The following is a 23104-nucleotide window of genomic DNA, read 5'->3' as shown; positions in this document are numbered from 1 at the left end:
TACGCCGGTCGGTGCGCCGTTTCCGGAGACCTCAGCGAGCGGTTCCCACCGCCGGGTGCCCCCTGTCCGGCCTCGGAACGCCGTCCGGCGCGCAGCGCGCACCCGACACTCATCCCGCGGAGGCTCGGCGAATGGTTCCCAGAGCTCAGTGCCGCGTCTCCGGACGCGCGCTGCGGGCACGCATCCAGTCGAGCAGCGCAGTCATTCCGGTTTGGCGGTCCACGATCGGTGCGTAGCCGAAATCTCTTGTGGCCGCCCCCGTGTCGTAGGTCCCGGTGCGGGTCATCACCGCGACGGTGTAGCGCGACAGCGGGGGCGACCAGTGTTCGGCGAGATACGGTATGCGCCGGAGGGTTTCGATGACGGCGATGAGCGCCTCCACCAGCCGCCGATCGAGGGCGGGGCCCGGCGGCGCGTAGCCCAGCTCGGCGATGACCTGCCCGAGGAATTCCCAGACGCTCGTCCGCTCTGCGTCGGCGATGAAATACGGCCGCCCGCCCACGTTCGGCGAGTCGGCGGCCAGGATGCAGGCCTGCACGATGTTCTCGACGTGGCACAGCGAGGCGTACACGTCGCGGCCGAGCGACAGGTCCGGGAGCGATCCCGCGGCCGCCCGGCCCAGCAGCCGCACGATGGGCCCGGACCGATCCCCCACACCCCAGATCGCCCGTGGCCGCAACGCACAGGTGGTGAATCCGGGCGCATTCGCCGCCAGCACGAGGCGCTCGGCGGCGGCCTTGGTCTCGCAGTAGTGGTTGAGGTAGTGCCGCGGGAAGGGCGTCGACTCGTCGATGTCGACCTGATCGCCGCCGTCACGGTCCATCAGCGCGCTGGGGCTCGAGATGAACACGAACCGCGACGCCCCACCGCGCCGGGCCGCGCTCAGCAGCCGTTCGGTGGCCGCGACGTTCTCGGCCCAGAACCGATTCCGGTTCCCGCGCTCGTCGACCCGTGCGGCACTGTGGAATACGACCTCCGCGCCCGCCGCGGCCCGTTCCAGCGATGCCGCGTCGGCGAGGTCCCCGGTGACCACCCGCACGCCGTCGATCACTTCGCGCAGATCGGCGAGATTGCTGTTGCGCCGCACCAGGATCGCAACCTCACCGCGCCGCTCGCGCACCAACCGGCGAACCAGCGCGCCGCCCAGAAAGCCCGAGGCTCCCGTGACCAGTGCCCGCATCACGGCGCCCCGTCCGGGTGCGCGCCGTTCCCGTACTCGGCCGCAGCCCTACCGGAACCCGTTCGCCACCAGGTCAATCCGAAGATCTGGGTCATGACCGCGGTACGGACGCGCGAGCGAGCTTGCGAGCGAACCATCGGCACAGCGCGCCCGCGCAACGCCGACGAGCGCCAGCGAGGAGGTGTTGAGCGGCTGGCAAGTTCGTCCGCGGCCAGCGCGATGGGTATCTGGGCGGCGTGTCCGACGGTGCTGAGCAGGGCGTCGGCCCACCAGACCGCGCGCAGCGCCCGGCTGGCCGGGGCCCGGCCCAGCAGCGCGGCGACGAGTCCGGCCAGCAGGTAGAGCCAGCCCAGGATCGGAACTGCCCGCAGCGCCGTGGTTTTCACCGTGTCCGCCTTTCGGCCCAGACCGCCAGCTTCTCGCGGCCGATCTTGGCGTTGTGCCGGATGTCGACCGGGAAGCCGGGGTGGTAGAGGAACTCCGAAACCGGTGCGGCGACCGCGAATTCGGCCCTGCGCAGGCATAGGGCGGTGTTTACCGCCGCCCGGTCGGCGTCCGGGGCGAGTTCCACGCACAGCACCGGCCGCTGCCGGCCGCGCGGGCCGACACCGACCAGCGCGGTGCGCTTCACCCCGGGCACGACGTTGAACACCTGCTCGACCCGGACCGTGAAGATCGTTCCGTCACCGGTGATCACGCGCTGGCTCTTGCGGCCGCAGAACCAGATCCGGTCCTGCTCGTCGATCCACGCCAGGTCGCCGGTGCGATGCCAGACCGTATCGCCGTCGACGATCTTGCCCACCGCATTGGCCGATTCCGGCCAGAAGTACCGCACGCTGACGTTCGGCCCCGCGACGACCAACTCCCCGATGCCGGGATCGCCGACGGGATCCGCCGCGGCCGTAACATCCTCGTGCGCTTGCACATCGGCCCAGGTGGGCAGCGGACCGTCGGTGATCGGGACGATGCGCGCCCGGACGTCCTGCGCCGGACGCCCCACGCAGACCCCCGCACCGCCCTGCGCGCGCTCGACCAGTCCGCCGAGCAGTTCGCGCGATTCGATTGTCGACATCGGCAACGCCTCCGTCGCACCGTATCCGGCATACACGCGCACATCCTCGCGCAGCACCTGCCGCAGGCCCACGATGCACCAATCCGGTACGGGCGCACCGCCGGAATAGATGCTCCGCAGGGTCGGCAGCGATGTGCCGCGCTCGCGCAGATGCTCGAGCAGCGGTATCAGTACCGCGGGTGAGGCGAACAGAGTGCGGACCTCGAATCGATCGACCGCGTCCACCACATGCGCCGGATCGGTGGCGCCGACCCGCGAGGGAATCAGCGGCGGCAGCACGCACCGGGATCCGAGCAGCAGCTCCAGGATTCCCGCGACGGGCGCGGTGATCAGCGAGGTACCCGGCGCGATGCGCTCGCGCGCCGCATCCACCTGGTCGATCATCGCGCTGATGTTGCCGTGGGTGAGCACCACGGCCTTGGCCGGGCCGGTACTGCCGGTGGTGTAGGCGATGAGCAGCGGGTCCGCGTCGGGCGCGGGATCGCGAACCGGCACCGCGGCAACGGGTTTGCGGCCCCAGCTCGCGAGCGTAGGCCCCCGCCAGAACCAGCGGCTGCCGACCGTCACGGACAGACGGACGCGACGGAAGTAGGGGGCGAATATGATCCGCACCGCCTGCGCCTCGGGCACTCCGATGAACGCCTCCGCATCGGCGGCGGCCAGGCAGCGCAACATCTTCCGCAATCCCATGCCCGGATCGATCAGGACCGGTACCGCCCCGATTTTGAACAATCCGTACAGCACGGCGTACAGCTCGGGCCCCGGGGTCACCAGCACGATGGTCCGCGTCCCGCGCGCAACCCCTGCGGCGGTGAGTCTTTCGGCGATGGCATCGGACCAGTCGTCGAGTTCGGCGTAGGTGAGCTGGTCGTACTCCGGCACGGGCCCGGTCCCGCCGCCGGCGGGAAAGATCACCGCCTCCCGATCGGGATATTCGGCAACAATTCCGCGAAACCGATCGAGCGCTCGCCAGTAAACGGTGGCGGTCATAATGCCCCTCCGGCCTTTTTCACCCCAGCCCGGGAAGTGGATTTCATGAACATGAGAGAGATCGAGACGAAATACTGCACACGCTTCCCCCTGCGGATGGGTGCGAATACATGAGAATCGGTTGAAGGCGACGGTACCACCCGCCGGAAGCCTCCGCCACCGATAGCGCGAAACGCCTCCATTCGGCAGAAATATATGCGTGTCGAGCGGTACCAAACAATGTCGGCGATCACCCCCTATCCACCCCCCTATTCATTTGTTCGAGCGATACCCGAAAGGGGGTAGTCCCAGCTGATCAAGGCCCTGCGGCCGCGAAATCCGGCCGTCTCGAGGACGATTGACCGGCCGCGGAGCGCCGTCCGTAACGACGCGCAACCGCCGGGCGCCTGGTATTGTCCGAGTCGGCACTGGGGCTACTGGATAACGACGGCGCCGGCATCGAATATATCTTTCTGCCGAATTTACTCGCCGCACCAGAATTCGACCACACTCCGAAAACGATCCAGAGAGTAGGGGGCCATGCGTACACGTTTCGAATCACTCGGTGCGTACACACCCAGCACCGTCCGCTCCACCGACGAATTGATCGCCGGTCTGGCGGTGCCCAGATCCCTGGATCTGGAGCGAATCACCGGAATCAAGAACCGGCGCGTGCACAATTCCGACCCCGACGATTACGAATCGTCGTTCGAGCTGGCGGTGCGGGCGATGCAGGACTGCCTGGAGCATTCCGACTACTCCGCGGACGACATCGACGTGGTGATCTCGGTATCCATCACCCGCTTCCGCGGACCCGATCTGTTCTGTTACGCACCGGCATTCGCCCTCATGCTGCGCAACGCGATCGGCGCCACCCGGGCCCTGGCCTTCGACCTGTCCAACGCCTGCGCCGGCATGATGACCGGAGTGCTGGTGCTGGACCGCATGATCAAGGCGGGGGTGGTGCGCAACGGCCTGGTGGTCAGCGGCGAGCAGATCACCCCCATCTCCGACACCGCGATGCGCGAGATCAGCCAGCCCTACGATCCACAGTTCGCCGCCCTGACCGTGGGCGACGCGGCCGTCGCGGTGGTGGTCGACGATCGCGGCGACGACAACGACGAGATCCACTACATCGAGCTGACCACGACCGCCTACGGCGCCGAATTCTGCCTCGGCATGCCCAGCGACAAGTCCAAGGGCATCGCGATGTACACCGACAACCGCGAACTGGCCAGCGAGAAGCGCTACTCCCAGGGCCTGACGCGGATGTCGGACTTCTTCGCCGAGACCGGACGCACCTGGGAGAGCGAGAAATACGACTACTGGGTCCACCACCAGTTCAGCGGCCCGGCCATCGAGCACATCAGCCGCCTGTCCGAACAGCACTTCGGTACCCCGATGCCGCAGGCGCTCAACGTCATGCACGAATTCGGCAATACCGCCTCCACCTCGCACTTTCTCGTGCTGCACGAACACCTTGCCCAGCAACGGATTCCGCGCGGATCGAAGGTGCTGCTCATTCCGGAGGCCTCCGGAATCGTGTCCGGGCATCTCGCCGCCACCATCTCCCGTCTGGAGGCCTGAGGTGAGCACTGCCGGACAAACGGCCATCGTTTCCGCGGCGGCCTGCACCGACGCCGACACGGGCAGCTACTTCGAGCTGGCCGCGCGCGCGGGCAGCGCCTGCCTGGAGCGCGCCGGGGTGTCGCCGGACCAGGTCGGGCTGGTGATCAACGCCGGGGTCTTCCGGGACAGCAACATCTCCGAACCGGCTGTCGCCGCGCTGATTCAGAAGCGGCTCGGGATCGGGCTGGAGTACAGCACCGGGCGGATTCCCGCGTTCTCCTTCGACCTCATGAACGGTGCCACCGGATGCGTGCACGCGCTCATGGTCGCGCAGACCTTCCTGGGCCCCGGCGAATTCGAGTACGCACTGGTCGTCGCGGGCGATACCCACCCCTCCACCGAGCGGGCCGTCGCGGGCTTCCCCTACAGCACCGGCGGGGCCGCGCTGCTGGTGCGGTATTCCTCCGACGCGGGCGGATTCGGCCGCCTGCACACCACCGAGGAGCTCGGACCGGTGCAGCCGACCGCCTGGGCCGACCTGGACGCGGCGGGTGCGGCGGGCCGCTCGGCGCTGACGGTGCGCACCGGCCACGGCGATCCGCTAGCCTCCGCGGTACGCGTCGTACGGGCCTGTCTCGCCGAGGAGGGCCTGAGCCCCGGCGATTTCAGCACCGGACGGGCCCTGCTGCTCGCGCCCGCACCGCTGCCCGGTTTCCCCGAACAGCTGGCGCGGCGGCTCGGCCTGCCCGCAACCGCGGTGTCCGGGATCGATCCGGCCGCCGGGGATCCCCACACCGCCGCACCGATCCACGCCTACCTCGGCGCATCGGCCGCCGGCCGGCTCGACACGGCCCGCAGCATCGTGTTCCTGGCCGCCGACGACAGCTCCGCGGCGTGCCTGGCGTATTGGCGGCAATCGGCCGACCTGGTCGGCGTGGTCGCCGACATGCATACCAAACACGTTGACGTGTAGCATAATTCACACGCGGGCTCGGCATTGCCGCCTTCTGACCGCCGATACCGTAGTGCACCGGCTGAATTCCCGGGCGTCCTGGTCGCGCCCCGCTGCAACGATGCCGCTCCCCCACCCACGCGCCGCTGGGCGCGTCGTCCCCTCAGTCGGGCACGCCAGTTCGACGAAGGGATACCGAATATGCAGCGATCGGTCGCTCGGGACCGAGACCGGACACCGATCGTCGCCGATCCGCGCGGACCCCGTCCCGCGCGGACCCGACGATCCGACGAGTCCGACCAGCGCGCGGCGAGCCTGGCCGCCCTGCTCCGCGGCGCCGATCCCGCGCGGCTGCGTGCGGCGCGCGCGGTCGCGGTGCTGGATGCCGCCAGCACCGTCGACCTGGCGGCGCAGCTGTCCGGGGCAGAGCCCGACGAAATGCGCGGCGCGCTGGGGCAGCTCAGCGCGGCCGGGCTGATCGAGCGGGAACGATTCATCCATCCCGCGCTCGCGGCCCACGTGCTGCGCGACCTGTCCGCCGCCGAGCTGCGCGAGCTCCACGCCCGCGCGGCGGAACTGCTGCACCGGAACGGATTCCCGGCCTCGACGGTGGCCGCGCACCTCGCCCGGGCGGGGGAGGCACGCGGCGCGTGGGCCAGGCAGGTGCTGCTGGATGCCGCGGCGGAGGCGCTGACACGGGACGAACTCGACTGCGCGGCACAGCGGCTCGAACTCGCCTATCGCGCCAGCCGCCGCGCGGACGACCGCGCGGCGATCGCCTCCAGGCAGGTCGCGGTCGAATGGCGGATCGCCCCCTCCACCCGGACCAGGAGTTTCGCCAGACTCCGGGCGGCCCTCTACAGCGGGCGGCTACCGCACGCCGAACTCCCCGCGACGACCCTGCAGATGCTGTGGCACGGGCACGTCCAGCATGCCGACCACGCGCTGGCGCGCCTGGCCCAGCAGCCACCCGGGCCGCCCGCGGCGACCGCGCGGGTCGAATTCCTCTGCGCCTGGCTGCGATACACCCACCCCGCGCACGTCGACCGGCACCGGGCGCTGTTCGCGCGGCATCTCCGATCCGGCCCGCACGCCCTCGAGCAGCCCGGCGAACAGACCCCGGCGACTCCCGAGCTGTCCGTCGCCGGGCTGCTGACCGCGCTGTCGGTGCAGCATCCGGCCGCCGAAATCGGCGCACTGGCACAGCGCATCCTGACCGCCCACCGCCTCGATTCGGCCACGGTCGAGGCGCTGGTGGCGGCGGTGGACTGTCTCATCCACCTGGATCGGCTCGATACCGCGGAGGCCTGGTGTGCCTCGCTGCTGGCCGAGGCGCAGGCCCGGCGCGCGCCCACCTGGCGCTCGATCTTCGCGGCGGTGCGGGCGGAGGCCTTGCTGCGCAAGGGAAATCTCACCGGCGCGATCGACAGCGCGGTGCAGGCATTGAATCTCGTTCCGGCCGAGCATCTCGGGGTCTGGGCCGGGCGGCCGATCGCGGTGCTGGTGCGAGCGCTCACCGCGCAGGGCAGGCATACCGAGGCGAGCGCGCAGCTCTGCCGCCCGGTGCCGCGGGCGATGTTCGAATCCCGTTTCGCCCTACCGTATCTGCAGTCCTACGGACATCACTGCCTGGCGACAGGACAGCCGCAGGTGGCGCTGCGCTATTTCCGCCGCTGCGGAGAGCTGACGCGCCAGTGGGACATGGACTTCGCGTGGCTGGTGCCCTGGCGCAACGACATGGCCGCGGCCTACGTCGAGGCCGGGGAGCCGCGGCGCGCGCAGGCCTTCGCGACCATGCATCTGAAGCTGATCGGCGGGCCCGATCGGCATCACAGCGGCGCGGCGTCGCTGCGGCTGCTCGCCGCCACCGGCGACCCGCACCGCCGGTTGTCGCTGCTGCGGCATGCGGTGGCGGTGGCCCGGTCCGGCCACGATCGACTCGAATTGGCCACCGCCCTGGCCGAATTGGGCCGTGCGCATCGCTCGGTCGGCGATGCGGAGAAGGCCAGGCCGCTGCTGCGGGAGGCCACGCGACTGGCCGTGGCCTGCGGATCGGACGCACCCGGCCGGGTCGCACTCCGCACCACACCGGACCCCGCCACGGCGCCGGGCACGCCCACGAGCGCGCCGACGAAAAGCCACGGTGCGCTGGTACGACCGGTGCAACCGCCCCCCGCGACGGACGGTCCGCCGACCGAACCGCAGGTCCGCCTGATGCCCAGCGGCGTGGAAACCCTGAGCCCGGCCGAACGCCGCGTCGCCGACCTGGCCGCGCTCGGGCGACGCAATCGGGAGATCGCCGATGCCCTGCACATCACCCCCAGCACGGTCGAGCAGCACCTGACCCGGGTGTATCGCAAGCTCTCGGTCGCCCGGCGCGGCGAACTGCGCTTCATCCTCCCGCCGATGCCGGTCGCGGATTCGGCTGTGGGGTAGCGCGGACCTGCGGATATGTGGAACGTAGAATACGCCGATGCCCGTCCCCAAAGCCGAACTCCACCTCCACATCGAAGGCACCCTCGAACCGGAGCTGGCCTTCGCCCTGGCCGCCCGCAACGGCATCGACCTGCCGTATGCGAACGCCGCGGAACTGCGCGCGGCGTATGCGTTCGAGGATCTGCAATCGTTCCTGAACCTGTACTACGAGCTGATGGCGGTGCTGCGCACCGAACAGGACTTCGCCGATCTGGCCGCGGCATATCTCACCCGGGCCGCGGCGCAGGGAGTGCGGCACGCGGAGATCTTCTTCGATCCGCAGGCCCACACCTCGCGCGGAGTGGCACTGGGCACGGTGGTCGAGGGCCTGTGGCGGGTGCTGGGCGACAGCGAACGCACCCACGGGGTGTCCACTCAGCTCATTCTGTGTTTCCTGCGCGATGAATCCGCCGAGTCGGCGATGCAGACGCTGCGCAGCGCCGAGCCGTACCTGGACCGGATCGCCGGGGTGGGCCTGGATTCGGCGGAGGTCGGGCATCCCCCGGCGAAGTTCCGCGAGGTCTACGCGGCCGCCGCCGAGCTCGGGCTGCACCGCGTCGCGCACGCGGGCGAGGAGGGCCCGCCCGCCTACATCGCCGAGGCGCTGGACGTGCTGGGCGTGCAGCGCATCGACCACGGGCTGCGCTGCATGGAGGATCCCGCGCTGGTCGAACGCCTTGTGCGCGAGCGAATTCCGCTGACGCTGTGCCCGCTGTCGAACGTGCGGTTGCGTACCGTGGACACCCTGGACCGGCATCCGCTCCCGGCGATGCTGGATGCGGGTCTGATGTGCACCGTCAACTCCGACGACCCCGCCTACTTCGGCGGATACGCCGGGGACAATTTCGACGCGGTGCGAAAGGTGCTCGCGCTGAACGAGGAACAGCTGCGCGAGCTCGCGCGCAACTCCTTCAACGCCGCCTTCCTGGAGCACGACGAGCCGCGCCGGGCGCGCTACCTGGCCGAGGTCGAGGCCTATGCATTCCCCTCCCCGCCAACCACTTCCGGACCCGCCTGACGGACCGATCCGGAACGGGCAAACCGGTCTCTTCGGGAACGGGGCGGCGTTACCCTGACAGGGGCGTTGCACCGCGGATTGTTTGCGCCCGGCGTGGCGCCGGCCAAGCGAGCCACCTTTCCAGAGGATGCATCATGAGCGTTGATGATCGCACTGCTCCGTCCACTCCCTCGATCGCCGATCCCGGACCGCTGGGTCTGGGCGCCTTTGCCCTGACCACATTCCTGCTATCGGCGGTCAACGCCGGCTGGGCCACGGCCGCGTCGGGCGACGCCTGGGTGGGCTACGCCTTCGCCTACGGCGGCCTGTGCCAGCTGCTCGCGGGCATGTGGGAATTCAAGAACAAGAACGTCTTCGGCGCGACCGCGTTCTCCACCTACGGCGGCTTCTGGATCGGCTTGGGCCTGTGGGCGCGGCTCGTCGCGCCGCACGCCACCGCGGCGCAGGCCTCGCACGACCTCGGCTGGATCCTGCTGGCCTTCGCGATCTTCAACACCTACATGATGGTCCTGGCCCTGCAGGTGAACATGGCGGTCTTCGCGGTCTTCCTCACCCTGGAACTGACCGAGATCGTGCTGTTCGCAGGGAATTTCGCGACCAGCTCCGGTTGGGTCAAGCTCGGCGGCTACATCGGGGTGATCACCGCCCTGACCGCCTGGTACGCCTCGGCCGCCGGAGTAGCCAAGGGCATCGGCGGCAAAATACAGCTCCCGGTCGGTGCACCCCTGATCGCCTGATTGCACAGTCGCACAACGGAATTCGCCGCCCCGATGCGTATGCATCGGGGCGGCGATTCACATCTTCGCACGACATCACGGCGCAGTACCGGCGAACACGATGAGCCTGCGCTATCCATCCGATCCCGCACGTCCGGGTCGAGCAGCAATTCGAATCACTCGGGCTCGTTCGGCCCCGGATACTTGGCCACGACTACCAGCGGTCGGTTCGACGGCTTTTGTGGTGGGCGGATGCGGCACCGTGATCGCGGCGGTCGAGGTATATAGATGCCAGCGATGCACTTCCTGAAAAGCGGTGCTAATTAAGCGTTTTCGGCGTTCACGGACGTCGTGAACTCTACGAGGAGATCCTGCAGCTGCTGCGGGGTCTCGAGCTGCGGCAGGTGACCCGCGGTCTCGATGAGCACATAGCGCGAGTTCGGCAGTGCCTCGCTGTAGGCGACGCCGTGCTCGGGCGGCACGATGCGGTCCGCCGCACCCCACACCACCAGGGCCCGGGTGGTCGCATCGGGCAGGCGTCCCAGCAACGACGGGTCGGTCATCGTCGTGCCGCCGTAGACGCGCAGCGTTTCGCGGTTGGCGGCCATCATTGCCTGGCGCTCGGGCGGCAGTTGCGCGGGGTCGATGCGGAAGGCGTCCGGGTTCGCGTAGCTCAGGTCGGCGACCTGATCCAGGGTGAGACCGAAGAAGTTGGCGATCGGGGCCTGCGGGAGGTCGAGGCCCGCGGCGTCGACCAGGACGACGCCCGCGACGCCGGGAGCGGCGAGCAGGGCGAGTTCGGCCGCGATCCAGCCGCCGATCGAGTTGCCGACGACCGTGACGCCGTCGAGTTCCAGCTTGTCCAGCAGGGCCGCGTAGAGACGGGCCAGCCCGGCGATCGTGGTGAGCCCCTCCGGGCGGGCGGTGCCGTCGAAGCCGGGGTGGACCGGCACCAGGACCTCGACTTGCGCTGCGGCGGCCAGCTTCTCGGCGAAGGTGGTGACCGACTGCGGGCCCGCGCCGCCGTGTAGCAGCAGCACCGGCCGGCCCGAGCCGTAGGTGGTCACGGTGAGTTCTACGGAATCGCCGTCGTCGAGGCGGACGGAATGGGTGGTCGTCATGAAGGCACTCCGGTCGATTGTGGGAATCAGGCGTGTTCGGTGGCGGGTTCGGTCGCGTAGTTGCGCATCACCCCGACGATCGCCTCCGGGGTGGGCTGACCGCCGGCGGCGATCATGTCGCGCAGGTCGCGGAAGTACTGCACGTACAGATCCGGAGTGAAGGTGTTCAACATGACTGCGGTGCCGTCGGTCAGGTTGGCGAAGGTGTGCGGCGCGCCCGGCGGGACCATGATCAGCGTCCCGGGCGGCGCCTCGTGCTTTTCCGTGCCGACGGTGAACGTGACCGTTCCGGACACGACGTAGAAGCCTTCGTCGTGCCGCGCGTGGCGGTGCTGTGGCGGCCCGTCGGTGTGCGGCGCCACGATGATCTCCGCCATTCCGAGCCGATGCTCGGTGTTGCTGCCGTCCTCGAGGATCCGCACCCGGGTGGTCCCGATGCCGATCGATTCGCCACCGTCGGGTCCGACGACCGATACCTCTGCCATGTGTCACTCCTCATGTTGCGGTAAGCAAGAACCTACTCGCGCGAGTTAACTCGCGCAAGTGAAGTCGCGTAAGATGGGTTGCGCTGACACTCGCACATTCGGGCTGGTGCAGAATCGAGCGACCAGCACCACCGACGAGGAGGACGGCCCGCGATGACCAAGGGCGAGAGGGTGACCCGCACCGAACAGAAGCGCCGCACGCGTGCGGCGCTCATCGATGCCTGCCGCGAGCTGATGGCCTCGGGCTCCGCGGTGACGATGCCGGAGGTGGCCGAGAAGGCAGGGGTTTCCGACGCGACCGCCTACCGCCACTTCTCCGAACTCGTGGAACTGATCAACACCGCCCTCACCGGGACCTGGCCCACACCCGCCGAGGCCCTCGTGCCGGTCGTCGGGAACACCGATCCGCTGGCGCGCCTCGAGTTCGCCACGGAATTCCTCCTTCGGCGCGTCGTCGCCTACCAGGGCTCGGTCCGCGCCGTCATCGCCGCCACCGTCGTCAACCCGCCCCGGGCGCGCGAACGTCCGGGCTTCCGCTTCGGGCTCATCGACGAGGCCCTCGACCCGGTGCTCCCCGCCGACACCCCGGCGACCGCAGCGCGTCTGATCCAGCTCAAACAGGACCTGGCGGCCGTCGTCAGCGCCGACGCCCTGTTCTCCCTTACCGACCTGTGCGGCCTGAATACCGACCAGGCAATCGCCAGCCTCCAACGCACCGCCCGCACCATCACCCAGGCCGCGCTGCACGAGTTCGCCGTGGGCGAGTAGGCGGGCACGGACATATCGCCCAAAGCCACTGCTCAACCATGATCGACGAAACCCATCAGAAGGAAAAGCGCCTATTCATGGCCTGTTCAAGTAAATATGGCCAATCGCCGGTCGTTGACAGGTAGCTCATGCGTTGGCCCAAGTCCACGCGGAACCACCGCAACTTTCTAGAACGCGCTGATGCCGATGAGCGGGCACAGGCTCGAGGCCGTGCCCGCCACCGCTGATTCCCGGCTATGTGTGCGCTTCGTTCCCCTGAACTCGTTGCATCACAACGACCGGGATGCGCGTGCCCGCGGCCGCCTCGAACTCGGCGAACTTCGGGACGAGCGCTATCTGTTGCGCCCAGATCCGTTCGCGCTCCGCGCCTTCGGCGAGCCGGGCCACGACCGGTACCGTTTCCGCGCCCGCCTCGACGGTGGTCCGCGGGTTCGCCATCAGATTGCGAAACCACGCCGGATGGTGCGGGCTGCCGCCATGGGTGGCGAAGACAGCCCAGCTGTCGCCGACCGGTAGATAGAACAACGGGCTGATCCGTGCACGCCCGGTCTCGGCCCCGATGTGATGGACCAGGATGAGCGGCATGGCCTCGCCGAAACCGGGCATGCGGGGTGGGACCGGTCGGCCCGCGGCGAACTCCGCTTCGCTGCTCCACGCCGCATACCCGGCGTTCGCCCGGACCTCGGCGACGATTCGGGCGTTCCAGCTGTTGATATCGGGGGTCTCGGCCTCGTGGGCGGCGGTCGTCGGATCGGACATGGCATCCCCAGGCTGAGCCGCATGGCAGTGGCCGAACCGGAAAGCGCCAGTCGGCGCCGCGCGCCCGCCCACCGCACCTCCATGTGCACCGGCTCGCCGCAGTCGCGGCGGCTGACCGCCACCGGGCCTCCCTGGGGGCGGGCTTCCCATCGATCTCCCCACTGGCCCGGCCCACTAGCAGAGTTTGACAATACTACTCAGCTCGCTCTACCCTGAGTCTGGAAAGCGGACTCAACCGAGGAGCGCGTAATGGAACTACCGGACCAACGGGTGCTGGTGACCGGCGCGACCGCCGGAATAGGGCAGGAAGCCGCCAAACTGTTCGCTCGCCGCGGCGCCAGCGTGGTCATCACCGGGCGCGACACCGAACGAGGCGCGCAGACCGTCGCGGCGATCGAGGCAGAGGGTGGACGTGCCGAGTTCATCGCCGCCGACCTGAACGACATCAGATCCGTTCGACGCCTGGCCGAACAGGCCGGTGACGTGGACGTGCTGGTCAACAACGCGGCCTCGCTCACGGCCGCTCCGACACTGGAGCAGGACGTCGAGTCGTTCGACACGATGTTCGACGTCGACGTGCGTGCACCGTTCTTTCTGACCGCGGCGCTACTGCCAGGGATGATCGCCCGGGGATCGGGTGCCATCGTCAACATCTCCTCGATGGGCGCGTCAGTCGGCGTCCCCTTCGCGCCGGTCACCGCGGCCGCCAAGGCGGCACTCGAATCCTTCACCCGGTCCTGGGCGGCGGCGTTCGGCGCCAACGGGATTCGCGTCAACACCGTGGCGCCCGGGCCCACCCGCACCGACGGCGCCGCCGGCACGTTCGGCGACGGGTTGGAACAGCTGGGCTCCGCGACGCCGTTGGGCCGGACCGCGAACCCAGCCGAGATCGCCGAAGCGATTGTTTTCCTGGCGTCGCCGCAAGCGAGCTACCTCACCGGTGCGACCGTGACGGTGGACGGCGGCTTTACCGCCATCTGATCAGACACGCGGGGGCTGATGAAGTAGCTCGTTGCCGTCACCACGAACGTAATGAGCCGCCCCCACGTCCACAAAAAGCAAATGAGGAGATACGCATGGTCGGGGCAAAACCTTACGGGCAACTGCACTATCGCGAGGTCAACGGAAACCGGATGGCCTACATCGACGAGGGCGACGGCGATGCCATCGTCTTTGCGCACGGCAACCCCACGTCGTCCTACCTGTGGCGCAACGTGATGCCACACTTGGAAGGACTGGGCCGTCTCGTCGCCGCCGACATGATCGGTATGGGCAAGTCGGACAAACTGCACCCGTCGGGTCCGGACCGTTACAACTATGCCGAACAGCGCGACTACCTGTTCGCGCTCTGGGATGCACTGGATCTCGGCGACAACGTGACACTCGTGCTGCACGATTGGGGTTCAGTGCTCGGCTTCGATTGGGCCAACCAGCATCGTGACCGCATACAGGGCATCGCGTTCATGGAAGCCAGCGTCACCCCAATCAGCTGGTCGGAGTTCCCATCGGATCTCCGCGGCTTGTTCAGGCGCTTTCGATCACCGAAGGGCGAGACCATGGTGCTGGAGCAGAACATCTTCATCGAAGAAGTTCTGCCCGCAGGGATGGCGCGCCGGCTCAGCGACGAAGAAATGGACCACTACCGGCAGCCGTTCATCAACCCGGGTGAGTCGCGTCGGCCGACATTGTCCTGGCCGCGCAACATCCCCATCGACGGCGAGCCCGCCGACGTCACATCGGTGGTCAACGACTACCGCAACTGGTTGGCCGAAAGCGATGTGCCCAAACTCTTCGTCAACGCCGAACCCGGGGCCATCGTCCAGGGCCGCATCCGCGACCTCATCCGCTCGTGGCCGAACCTCACCGAGACCACCGTCAGCGGACTGCACTTCGTCCAGGAGGACACCCCCGACGAAATCGGCACTGCCGTCGCGCAATTCGTGCGCACGCTGCGCTCGCCCCGGCAGCAGGAGGTCGACGGTACCCGATGGCAGTCAGGTTCTGAGGTTGGCCGGCAGGGCATGGGTGTGCCAACTGCGATGACGTAAATGGTGCGGTAGACGGCAGCTTCCGATACCCGAAGTCGCGTCAGCCTGGTCTTGGAGTCGGTGAACGCTTTTCCGGCGGCGCCCGGGTGAACTCGAATGCCCCCACCGGCGGCACGCCCAGATCAACCGGCTCGGAGATTTGATGGCACCCTTTCAGCGGCACCAGCAGAAAGCCCGGCAACCATGCTGATCCAGGGCTGTCGTTGCCGCACATTCGAATACGCCGCGACCATACCGGCTGCGTGCGCCGTCGGCCGGGCGGCCCCGCGATCGGGAGAATTCATCGATTCTCCGATTGTGTCACGATATCGATCGCATTCGAGCATGGAATTTTCCTACTCGGCGCTGCGGCGGTGAAGGTCAATCGGCGGATAGCAGCCCGAACGGGTGCGGCGGCGATCATCATCGATTTTGCTGGTTCAGCGGCCGAGCAGCCAGCCCACCCGGTCGTAGGCGAGGGCCTGGTAAATCACGAGCGAGACGGCGGACAGCAGCGCCGCCGTCGACAGTCCGGCAGCCCACAAAGCCACCACTCCGCCCCCCAGCACAGCGATCTCGATCATGAGTCGCACTGCACCGGGTACTGCGATCGTTGCTTGCCCGTTCCGGCTCGGGTCCCCCGGCACCGCGAACGTCCCCCACACCGTAGCCACCACAATCGGCAAGATCAGTACCAGCAGATACCGCCATGGCGCATCGAACTCCCGCCACCCGAGGATCCCGAACGAGGCGACTGCAGCGAGCTCGAGCAGAAACCGCAGGCCCAACATGATCGGGTTCAACGACATTCGGCGAGCTTAACTGCTCGTCCCGGGGTACCACGGCTGGGAACAACCAGGGGAACAGTCCCGAGTTGTCAGCGCGGGCCGATGAGCAGTGTCATCGCACAGCGCAGGCGCCGTTGATCTTCATTATCGCTCGGACGGTTGGCTGTTGGGCAGATCAGTCAAGCCGGGCCTGGGCCCGGATTCGGTTTCCTGGACCTCGAACACGCGATGGTCGTGCGCGCAGCGCAGCTCCACGTGCACCGGCTGGCCGCACTCGCGGTGCCTGACCACTACGGGCCCTCCCTGCGGACCGGCTTCCCATCGGTCCCCCCACTGCATCAATACGACCAAGGCCGCGAACAAGTCATGACCTTTTTCGGTGAGCAGGTATTGATGGCGTTCACGCTGTCCGGCTTCGCGATATGGCTCGCGTTGCAGCACGCCGTGCTCGACGAGCGTGGCGAGTCGTTCGCTCAGCAGGGTCCGCGCGCAGCCGACGTTTGCGAGGAACTGCTCGAAGCGGCGCGCGCCGTAAAACGCCTCGCGGAGCACTAGCAGCGTCCACTTCTCCCCGATGATGTCCAGGGTGCGCTTGATCGAGCAGTCCCGCACCCGCAACTCCTCAAAGCTGGCCGGCCCGGCCTCCTCGAGATCAACAGAACTCCTGGTCATGAGCCAATAGTAGCAGAGTTTGACAATGCTACCCAGCCTTGGTACCCTGAGTCTTGAAATCAGATCCAGGGAGGAGGGTACCAGCGTGACTGCGTCGACAAGCGATCAGGAAACGGTGCTGGTCATCGGAGCGACGGGCCGCCATGGCGGCACCGGAGCCCGGGTAGTCGAGCGGCTGCAAACGGCGAGGCGGCTAGTGCGGGCGTTGGTGCGCTCCGACGACGACCGCGCCCAGCGGCTGCGCGAATCCGGGGTGCAAACCCTGGTCGGCGACCTGCACGACCGCCGGACTTTGCTCCCCGCGCTGGATGGAGCCGGTTCGGTGTATGTCGCGTATCCGGTCGCGGCGGGCATTGTGGACGCGCTGGCGAATGTGGCGTCGGTGATCCGCGAGCTAGGCTCCTCGCCGCATGTCGTGATGATGGGGAACGGCGCGGCCGACCACAACGCCGCGAGCGGAATCGCCCGAGAACATGCCCTCGCCGATGAGCTGTTGCTCCAGCTCGGGGTGAATTTCACCTCGGTGCGAGGCTGCGCGTTTTTCTACGAGAATGTCCTGTTGTTGCACTCCGACGCGATCAGAGAGACCGGCGTATTCGCCAACTGCTTCGGCGATGCCCGCCCGGCCTGGATCAGCGCCGCCGACGCCGGCGATCTGTGCGCGACCGCCCTGCTCGACCCGCAACACCACGCCAACACCCCAATCATCTACCCGCCGGGCCATGAGCTGCTCTCCCAGCATCAGATCGCCGACATCATCAGCGAGGAAACCGGGCGCGAAGTCCGCTATCAGTACATCACCGCGAACGATTGGAGCCGCCAGCTGCTGGCCCACTCCGGGGGCCTGCCCAACCACGCCATGATCCAGCACATCACCACCCAGGCAAAGACGTGCGAGGACAACACCACGATCTTGCGCAAGGACATCGACCCCTCGGCCCTCGCAGCGGCCAGCGGCCGCCCCCCGCTGACCTTCCGAAACTTTGTGCGGCAACACCGCTCAGCATTCGGAGCCGTCACCGCCGACGCATGAGCATCGAGCTGTTGGCCTGAGCCGCAACCACATTCAACGCAAGAGCGTCAACGCCGGCAAACCACGAATTTTCAGTCCGGCCGCCACCAGCGGCGCGAACACGATCCACGGTGATCCCTTGTGGTAGTCACAGTAGAACCGCAGGGCACTGCGGCGGTGGGAGCGGACTTTGCGGAATGGTGCGGACCGCGTACTGCCGCCCTCGCGGTGGCGCTATTCGCCACCCCAAACCACTGCCTGTGTAGCAATCACGTTCTCTCCGGCCTTCGTTGACGTAGCGGTAGAGCAGATTCAGCCCGCCGGTGTAGCCGAGCGCCTTGATCTCGCGGAAGAGCTGCTGCCCAACGACAGGCTGCCGCAGCACTTTACGTTCACCGTTACCGGACGCTCGTCGAGTGGAGCGTCAGCTACCGTCCGCCAGTGATAGCTGTGCACTCGCGCCAACTCGGCGCCGCAGCCCGGACACGAGACTGGATCGTCGGGCGTCCGCGCCCACACCACAACCTGCCTACCCTCGTCGACCACGTCCTCCATCACCAGCGGCAGTAACCCCGAAAACACCACGGCAGCAGGCACATTCACCTCACACACACGGACATCGTGCCACTCGACACCACCGAACCACCGAAAGTGAGACAGAGTCGTTGTTTTACAGTCCCGCCGCCGCGGGGTCTATCTCGCTAACGGTTTTTCCGAGTGCAGGTACTGCTGACCCGCCTGGTGGTCGAAGTACAGCTAGTGTTCCGCGGCTTCGCTTTTCATTTCATGGTGGCGAGGTTGTGCCAGAGATTCTTCAGGCTGTCGGTTCCGCCGAAGAGTGTGGTGAAGTTCGTCGAGTCGATGAGCAGGATGTCGCCGGCGCGGGGGCCGGTGGGTGGCATCCAGATCAGCGCGTTGAATTCGGTATTCCCGGCCGCGGTGAAGGGGTGGGGGCGGGTGGGGTCGACGCGCTGGCGGGCCAGCACCCGCAGCGAGTCGCTTTCCGGTGCGGTGAGTTCGTAGTGCGGCAGGTGGGGGTGGAAGTTGAATGTGGTGACGCTGTCCAGGAGCCGGGGGCTGTCCAGGTCGCGGTATGCGGTGACGGGGGCGATCTCGGTGGTGCCGTCGACGACCGCCGGGCGTAGGCCCCAGGTGTTGTACACCGGCACGTCGAGCGCGTTCATCAGCGAGCGGGTGTACTGGCCGAATCGTTGCTGCCGGGGCACCAGCGGGTCGCCGTGATGCAGGTACTCGATTTGTCGCTGCGCATTGTCGTCGGTGAATCCGACGTCGTGGTGGGGCGCGAGCAGCAGGCAGGTGCCCTCGCGGTGCAGCCACTCGCGGAGGGCGTCGATTTCCTCGGGTGCGGCCTCTTGTTCGGAGAGGAGGTGGTCGAGCCCGAACACCATCAGCGTGTCGGTGTCGGCCAGGATCCGCTCGTCGATGGGCAAGGTGTAGCCGGCCTGGTCGATGCGCTGGAATGCCGCGACGGGATGACCGGTGACCTCTCCGGCCAGCTGTTGGAAGCCGAGTGTCGAGCGGTGGAACAGTTCGAGCGTGCCGGCGATGCCCTGCAGGAAATGTGCGGCGTCGTATTCGGTGGTTTCGTAGCCCGGCCATGCGACGTTGCGAACTTCGGTCATCGTGGAAAAGCGGTTGTAGATTTCGGCGGGATTGCGTTGGGCTTCCCACGGGTAACTCCACGTCCAGTAGATGCTGATCCGCCGCCGTCCGTCGGCGGTGCGCAGGATGTGGCTCTGGTTGTAGGTACGTGCCGCTGACAGGCTGCTCATGAGGTCACCTCTCACTGTCGAGCGTGGTCAGGTAGCGCAGGGCGCGGATACCGGGCAGGAAGAAGTACGCGCCGCCTTTGAGGCTGGTGAAGGCGGGCAGGCTCTTATATACCTTGCGGATCGGCCGTTTCGGGACCGTGAACTCCAGGGCGCCGTCCTGGGTGCCGCAGATGGGGTCGTGCTCGTTGCCGAGTTCGTGAAAGGTCTTGTCGTTGATCCAGACGTTCTGGGCGAACTCGAACTGGCGGACCAGGTCGGCACAGATGATGAACGCGGCTATTCCCCGGTCCGCGCCGTCGTCGGATGCTTCCGGCGCCAGCGCTGGCCCATAGGTGGCGCCACGGCGAATCATCCTGCGCCGGTTCATGTTCACCGCGGTGTCGCGCGGATTGAGTCGCCGCGCATGCGCGCCCAACGGCACCGCATAACCGTGCGGATCCATTTGTTTGTAGTTGAAGTCGTTGTTACGCAACGGGTCTGCGCCCAGTTCGGGATCGTCATGGTCCGGGGACAACACCAGCGGCGCGCCGCTGCGCCACCGGCCCATGAGTTTGGCGGCGAGTAGTTCCTGCCCTTGCGGGGTGTCGGCGTTTTCGTGCAGGAAGTTCCGGAATGCGCCGACATGTTCCTGCAGTCGCCGGTAGGCCATGTAACTCCCGTTGCGGGACAGGACCTCCGGCTGCGGCAGCCCGTGGGGCGGCCCGTGCTCGTCGGGGTAGCCCAGGATGAATTCCCCGGGTTGCAGCGGCGCGCCCGAGCCTGGAGTCGGCTCTTCCCCGGATCCTTCGATCACGGGCTGGGACAACCGGTCTCGGAACCCGAAGTGGTCGTGGGCGTAATTGAACGGCGGTGTTGCGTTCAAATCCAGGAACGACAACACGCGCACACCGGGACAGCCGGACACCAGTTTTTCGTGTTCGGCCGTGCTTCGCTGTCGGTCGGCCTCGGTGCGCGCGAACAGGATTGCGATGGCGTGCAGGTCGTCACCGGCCAGCCCGCCCACCCAGTTGTCGGGATGATTGGCGCCGGTGTCGCCCAGGATGTCTGCCCGGGCGGCCATGCCCTCCCGGAACTCGTCGGGGAAGGTGGCAAGCGCCGGCTCGGGCAGGCCGAGCGCCCGCAGTCCGTTCCAGGTGAAGGCCAGTGTGACCCAACGTGTAGAGCTATCGATAGTGGTGCGCACGTCCGCGGCCGACTGCACTCGGTCCAGCAGCGCAGTCAACCAGGCCCGGCCCCCGGCGGGATCGTCGAAGGACAGGAACTCGTAGCGGCCGGTCATCGCCGGTGTCCGGGTCAACAGGATGTGCTGAATATCGTCGAGCTCGAGCATGCCGGCGGTCACTGCATCTGATCGAGCATGTCGGAGAACGCGGCCTTCAACCGCAACGCCTTCTTGATCTCGTCAGCTGTGACGTACGGGTACTCGCCGTACTCGAGGAAACTCGGGAACTGATGTTCGCGAACGAATTTCACGAAGGCTTCCGGGTTTTCCTTCCAGTCCTCGGGGAATCCCTCGAGGTTGGTGAAAACGGTGGTTATGCCGGTTTGCGCGAACAGCATCACGGCGTCCTCGGTATACTTGTCGAAATCCGTGTCGAAGATGCCTTGATATTGGAAATGCAGGCCCGAACCGACGTCGAACAAGACCCACCGCAGATAATGCAGCCGCAGTGGCGCCAGCACGTCCGGGCTGGCCGCTACCGCGTCTTCGATCTGCTTGCCGTATGCGCGGACGGCCTCCTCCCGGCCCGGTTTCACCTTGGCGATGATCGAGAACCCATAGCAGGCCGGAGTTCGTGGATAGATCGGGCCGTATCTGCCCCGCTGCAGCTCGAAGTAGCCGTCCTGGGGAATCGCCATCGCCGCTGGTTTGCTCCAGTCTTGATCGGCGGTCGACATGTTGTGGTCACCTGCTTTCGCCATCGCAGTATGTCAACTATCGAACCGTCTCGGACACGGCCTATGGCGCCAGAATCCGATTCCGTCCGTCGAGTGAGGACATCGTCGAGAACTTGTTGTCGATTTGTGACGCTGCCCGGCCGCACTGTACGAATCGCGATATGCACGGAAATTCCGGCGGCAGGCACCCGACTTTGGAAGGATGGCCGCATGCCGACTCCGTCAGAACACATCAAGACTGCGCCGCCCCTGAGGGAATTGTCAACGCCGCGCGCCGCGGCACTGGCCGGAGTGCTCTTTGCGGTTTTGCTCGGTACCACGCTGGTCTTGATCCGAATCACAATGCCTGAACACGTTGAGGATTCGACGCAGTGGCTGCAGAGCCGGCACGGCGCGATCACCACGGCGACGGTGCTGATGCCCTTCGCCGGCATCAGCTTCCTGTGGTTCATCGGCGTCGTGCGCGACGGATTCGGGCGCTACGAAGACCGGTTCTTCCTGTCGGTATTCTTGGGCAGCGGGCTACTGTTCCTGGCGATGATGTTCGTCGCCACCGCTGTTGCCGCCGGTCTGGTGGCCGGCAACACCGGCGCCGCCGACCCGGCCGCCCGCGCCGAGGTGATCCGCTTCGGCAGGATGGTGCTGATTTCGGCGAGCCAGACCTATGCGCTCCGCATGGCCGCGGTGTTCATGATCTCGCTCGCCACGATCTGGCTGAAGACCAGGCTGATGCCCCGCTGGCTCGTCGGCCTCAGCTATTTGACGGCTTTGGCACTGCTGATCGCCAGTGACCTGAGCCGATGGGTGACGCTGGCCTTTCCGGCTTGGGTGCTCGTGGTCAGCGGTCTCCTCCTGACCCGCGCCGGGCTGATCGACAAACGGCGTGCGGAGCCCGATTGATCCTGGGCAGCCACGATCCGAGCGAAAACACGAAGGTGTGTCGGAAGTGACAAACCTCCGGGGGGCCTGCACGGCTGTGCAAGAGTACCTGGCGTGGACAAGTCATCTTCGCGGCGTTCGCTCGAATTGACGATGCTCTACGAGGCCGTGGCGAACCGACATCTCCAATACGAAAATCTGCTCTGGCAGGTGCCTGCCCTCAGCTTGACCGCGCAGGCCTTCTTGTTCAGCATCTCGATGAGTGCGGGCAACGACCCCGTTGCGCGGATCGCTTCATCGCTTCTCGCGCTGATCGTTTCGATCATCTCGATCATGCTCATGGCAAGCCATCGCCTCGCCGGACGCAGGGATGCGCTCTGGTTGGAGCGTTTCGAACAGGGCGAACTCAGTGCGGGAAACCTGGGCGTACATGGCCACGCCTTCGAGAAGCAGCAGGACATTGCGGACCTGGACGCAGGGTGGGTAGGCAAGCTGATACCGATGCGGCAGATGTTCACGGTATGGGTCGTCGGACTCTCCTGCTTCGCCATAGCCGCCATCTTCATGATCTTGAGGACACTGATCAACGGCGCACGCTGAGTACCTCGGCATCGAAACCGACAATGGCCGCAACGATTCTTTGCTGTCGGGGCTAGGGCAGCCCCCACCTGACCTCGCGGAGGCGTTGCGCGCCTTGAAGCACGGCAGATGTCCGAATGCCTGGCACTCGGGATCCCGTGGTCGGACGATCGGCTGATCGCGGTACACGAGGACGGGACTCCGGTCCGGCCGGAGTGGTACAGCGACGAGTTTCAACGCCTGCGGCGGCGGGCCGGACTGCGCCGGATCGCGACCCTCACTGGCACAGGACAGTGTGAGTCAGGATCGTCGCTGGTAGTGGCTGCGTTGGGCGCGGTCCACCCAGACCCGTGTAACCAATCTCCCGGGAC

The 23104-nt window shown here is 67.1% G+C and carries 22 protein-coding genes and 1 pseudogene; 11 read left to right on the top strand and 12 right to left on the bottom strand.

Annotation, left to right across the window (positions count from 1 at the left end):
* Window positions 1-145: 145 nt before the first annotated feature.
* Genes ABH933_RS26890 through ABH933_RS26880 form a run of 3 tightly spaced genes read right to left on the bottom strand, consistent with a single transcriptional unit; the run spans window position 146 to window position 3242 of the window.
* Entirely contained in the window at window positions 146-1180 is a 1035-nt protein-coding gene (locus tag ABH933_RS26890) for an NAD-dependent epimerase/dehydratase family protein (RefSeq protein ID WP_429426678.1), read from the bottom strand.
* Window positions 1180-1566: a hypothetical protein gene (locus ABH933_RS26885; protein WP_429426680.1), complete on the bottom strand. Its 387-nt coding sequence runs from the start codon at window positions 1564-1566 to the stop codon at window positions 1180-1182. Before ABH933_RS26885 ends, ABH933_RS26890 begins: the two co-directional genes overlap by 1 nt.
* Entirely contained in the window at window positions 1563-3242 is a 1680-nt protein-coding gene (locus tag ABH933_RS26880) for a fatty acid CoA ligase family protein (RefSeq protein WP_429426682.1), read from the bottom strand. The genes ABH933_RS26885 and ABH933_RS26880 overlap by 4 nt, the downstream gene beginning before the upstream one ends.
* Before the next feature lie 519 nt (window positions 3243-3761).
* Here ABH933_RS26880 and ABH933_RS26875 point away from each other — a divergent pair.
* From ABH933_RS26875 to ABH933_RS26855, 5 genes are all read left to right on the top strand, one after another.
* Complete coding sequence (locus ABH933_RS26875; protein WP_429426685.1) at window positions 3762-4808, top strand: 3-oxoacyl-ACP synthase III family protein; 1047 nt, start codon at window positions 3762-3764, stop codon at window positions 4806-4808.
* A 1-nt stretch (window position 4809) separates the two neighbouring features.
* Entirely contained in the window at window positions 4810-5763 is a 954-nt protein-coding gene (locus ABH933_RS26870) for a hypothetical protein (RefSeq protein ID WP_429426687.1), read from the top strand.
* A 180-nt stretch (window positions 5764-5943) separates the two neighbouring features.
* A complete protein-coding gene (locus ABH933_RS26865) occupies window positions 5944-8178 on the top strand; it encodes a LuxR C-terminal-related transcriptional regulator (protein ID WP_429426689.1) in 2235 nt (744 codons plus the stop codon).
* A 37-nt stretch (window positions 8179-8215) separates the two neighbouring features.
* Entirely contained in the window at window positions 8216-9235 is a 1020-nt protein-coding gene (locus ABH933_RS26860) for an adenosine deaminase (protein WP_429426692.1), read from the top strand.
* A gap of 134 nt (window positions 9236-9369) precedes the next feature.
* Entirely contained in the window at window positions 9370-9972 is a 603-nt protein-coding gene (locus ABH933_RS26855; RefSeq protein WP_215922534.1) for an acetate uptake transporter, read from the top strand.
* A 302-nt stretch (window positions 9973-10274) separates the two neighbouring features.
* On the opposite strand, the gene ABH933_RS26850 is transcribed toward ABH933_RS26855, so the two are convergent.
* Window positions 10275-11072, bottom strand: a complete 798-nt coding sequence (locus tag ABH933_RS26850) for an alpha/beta fold hydrolase (protein WP_429426694.1) — start codon at window positions 11070-11072, stop codon at window positions 10275-10277.
* A gap of 26 nt (window positions 11073-11098) precedes the next feature.
* On the bottom strand, window positions 11099-11557 hold the full coding sequence (locus ABH933_RS26845) for a cupin domain-containing protein (protein WP_215922536.1): 459 nt from the start codon (window positions 11555-11557) through the stop codon (window positions 11099-11101).
* A 153-nt stretch (window positions 11558-11710) separates the two neighbouring features.
* On the opposite strand from ABH933_RS26845, the gene ABH933_RS26840 reads away from it, so the two are divergent.
* Window positions 11711-12325, top strand: coding sequence for a TetR/AcrR family transcriptional regulator (locus ABH933_RS26840; RefSeq protein ID WP_429426697.1), 615 nt, complete (start codon window positions 11711-11713; stop codon window positions 12323-12325).
* A gap of 234 nt (window positions 12326-12559) precedes the next feature.
* On the opposite strand, the gene ABH933_RS26835 is transcribed toward ABH933_RS26840, so the two are convergent.
* Window positions 12560-13084 carry a nitroreductase/quinone reductase family protein gene (locus ABH933_RS26835; protein ID WP_429426700.1) on the bottom strand — a complete coding sequence of 175 codons (525 nt, stop codon included), beginning with the start codon at window positions 13082-13084 and terminating at the stop codon, window positions 12560-12562.
* Between the two features lie 249 nt (window positions 13085-13333).
* On the opposite strand from ABH933_RS26835, the gene ABH933_RS26830 reads away from it, so the two are divergent.
* Together ABH933_RS26830 and ABH933_RS26825 are read left to right on the top strand one after the other, a co-directional pair.
* Window positions 13334-14065, top strand: a complete 732-nt coding sequence (locus ABH933_RS26830) for an SDR family NAD(P)-dependent oxidoreductase (RefSeq protein WP_429426702.1) — start codon at window positions 13334-13336, stop codon at window positions 14063-14065.
* Window positions 14066-14160: 95 nt separating this feature from the next.
* Window positions 14161-15132 (top strand): haloalkane dehalogenase, encoded by a 972-nt coding sequence (locus ABH933_RS26825; RefSeq protein WP_429426704.1) that lies wholly within the window; start codon window positions 14161-14163, stop codon window positions 15130-15132.
* A 419-nt stretch (window positions 15133-15551) separates the two neighbouring features.
* Here ABH933_RS26825 and ABH933_RS26820 read toward each other — a convergent pair whose 3' ends face one another.
* Both ABH933_RS26820 and ABH933_RS26815 read right to left on the bottom strand, forming a co-directional pair.
* Window positions 15552-15920, bottom strand: a complete 369-nt coding sequence (locus tag ABH933_RS26820) for a YrdB family protein (RefSeq protein WP_215922541.1) — start codon at window positions 15918-15920, stop codon at window positions 15552-15554.
* A gap of 123 nt (window positions 15921-16043) precedes the next feature.
* Entirely contained in the window at window positions 16044-16571 is a 528-nt protein-coding gene (locus tag ABH933_RS26815) for a winged helix-turn-helix transcriptional regulator (protein ID WP_429426707.1), read from the bottom strand.
* An 85-nt stretch (window positions 16572-16656) separates the two neighbouring features.
* On the opposite strand from ABH933_RS26815, the gene ABH933_RS26810 reads away from it, so the two are divergent.
* Entirely contained in the window at window positions 16657-17604 is a 948-nt protein-coding gene (locus ABH933_RS26810) for an NmrA family NAD(P)-binding protein (RefSeq protein WP_429426709.1), read from the top strand.
* A 375-nt stretch (window positions 17605-17979) separates the two neighbouring features.
* Here the strand turns inward: ABH933_RS26810 and ABH933_RS26805 are convergent.
* The 4 genes and pseudogenes from ABH933_RS26805 to ABH933_RS26790 all read right to left on the bottom strand — a co-directional run.
* Window positions 17980-18138, bottom strand: a pseudogene (locus ABH933_RS26805) (transposase family protein); the annotation flags it as partial.
* A gap of 224 nt (window positions 18139-18362) precedes the next feature.
* On the bottom strand, window positions 18363-19376 hold the full coding sequence (locus tag ABH933_RS26800) for a hypothetical protein (protein ID WP_429426712.1): 1014 nt from the start codon (window positions 19374-19376) through the stop codon (window positions 18363-18365).
* A 4-nt stretch (window positions 19377-19380) separates the two neighbouring features.
* Window positions 19381-20706 carry a Dyp-type peroxidase gene (locus ABH933_RS26795; RefSeq protein WP_429426772.1) on the bottom strand — a complete coding sequence of 442 codons (1326 nt, stop codon included), beginning with the start codon at window positions 20704-20706 and terminating at the stop codon, window positions 19381-19383.
* Window positions 20707-20714: 8 nt separating this feature from the next.
* Entirely contained in the window at window positions 20715-21275 is a 561-nt protein-coding gene (locus ABH933_RS26790; RefSeq protein ID WP_429426775.1) for a hypothetical protein, read from the bottom strand.
* A 210-nt stretch (window positions 21276-21485) separates the two neighbouring features.
* On the opposite strand from ABH933_RS26790, the gene ABH933_RS26785 reads away from it, so the two are divergent.
* Window positions 21486-22175 (top strand): hypothetical protein, encoded by a 690-nt coding sequence (locus ABH933_RS26785; RefSeq protein WP_429426715.1) that lies wholly within the window; start codon window positions 21486-21488, stop codon window positions 22173-22175.
* Between the two features lie 93 nt (window positions 22176-22268).
* Window positions 22269-22754, top strand: a complete 486-nt coding sequence (locus tag ABH933_RS26780; protein WP_429426717.1) for a hypothetical protein — start codon at window positions 22269-22271, stop codon at window positions 22752-22754.
* Window positions 22755-23104: the final 350 nt, after the last annotated feature.

It is taken from the genome of Nocardia sp. GP40, from assembly GCF_050434125.1.
Taxonomy (GTDB): domain Bacteria; phylum Actinomycetota; class Actinomycetes; order Mycobacteriales; family Mycobacteriaceae; genus Nocardia; species Nocardia albiluteola.
Note: the sequence above shows the minus strand (reverse complement) of the source record. Positions and strands in the feature narration are given on the sequence as shown.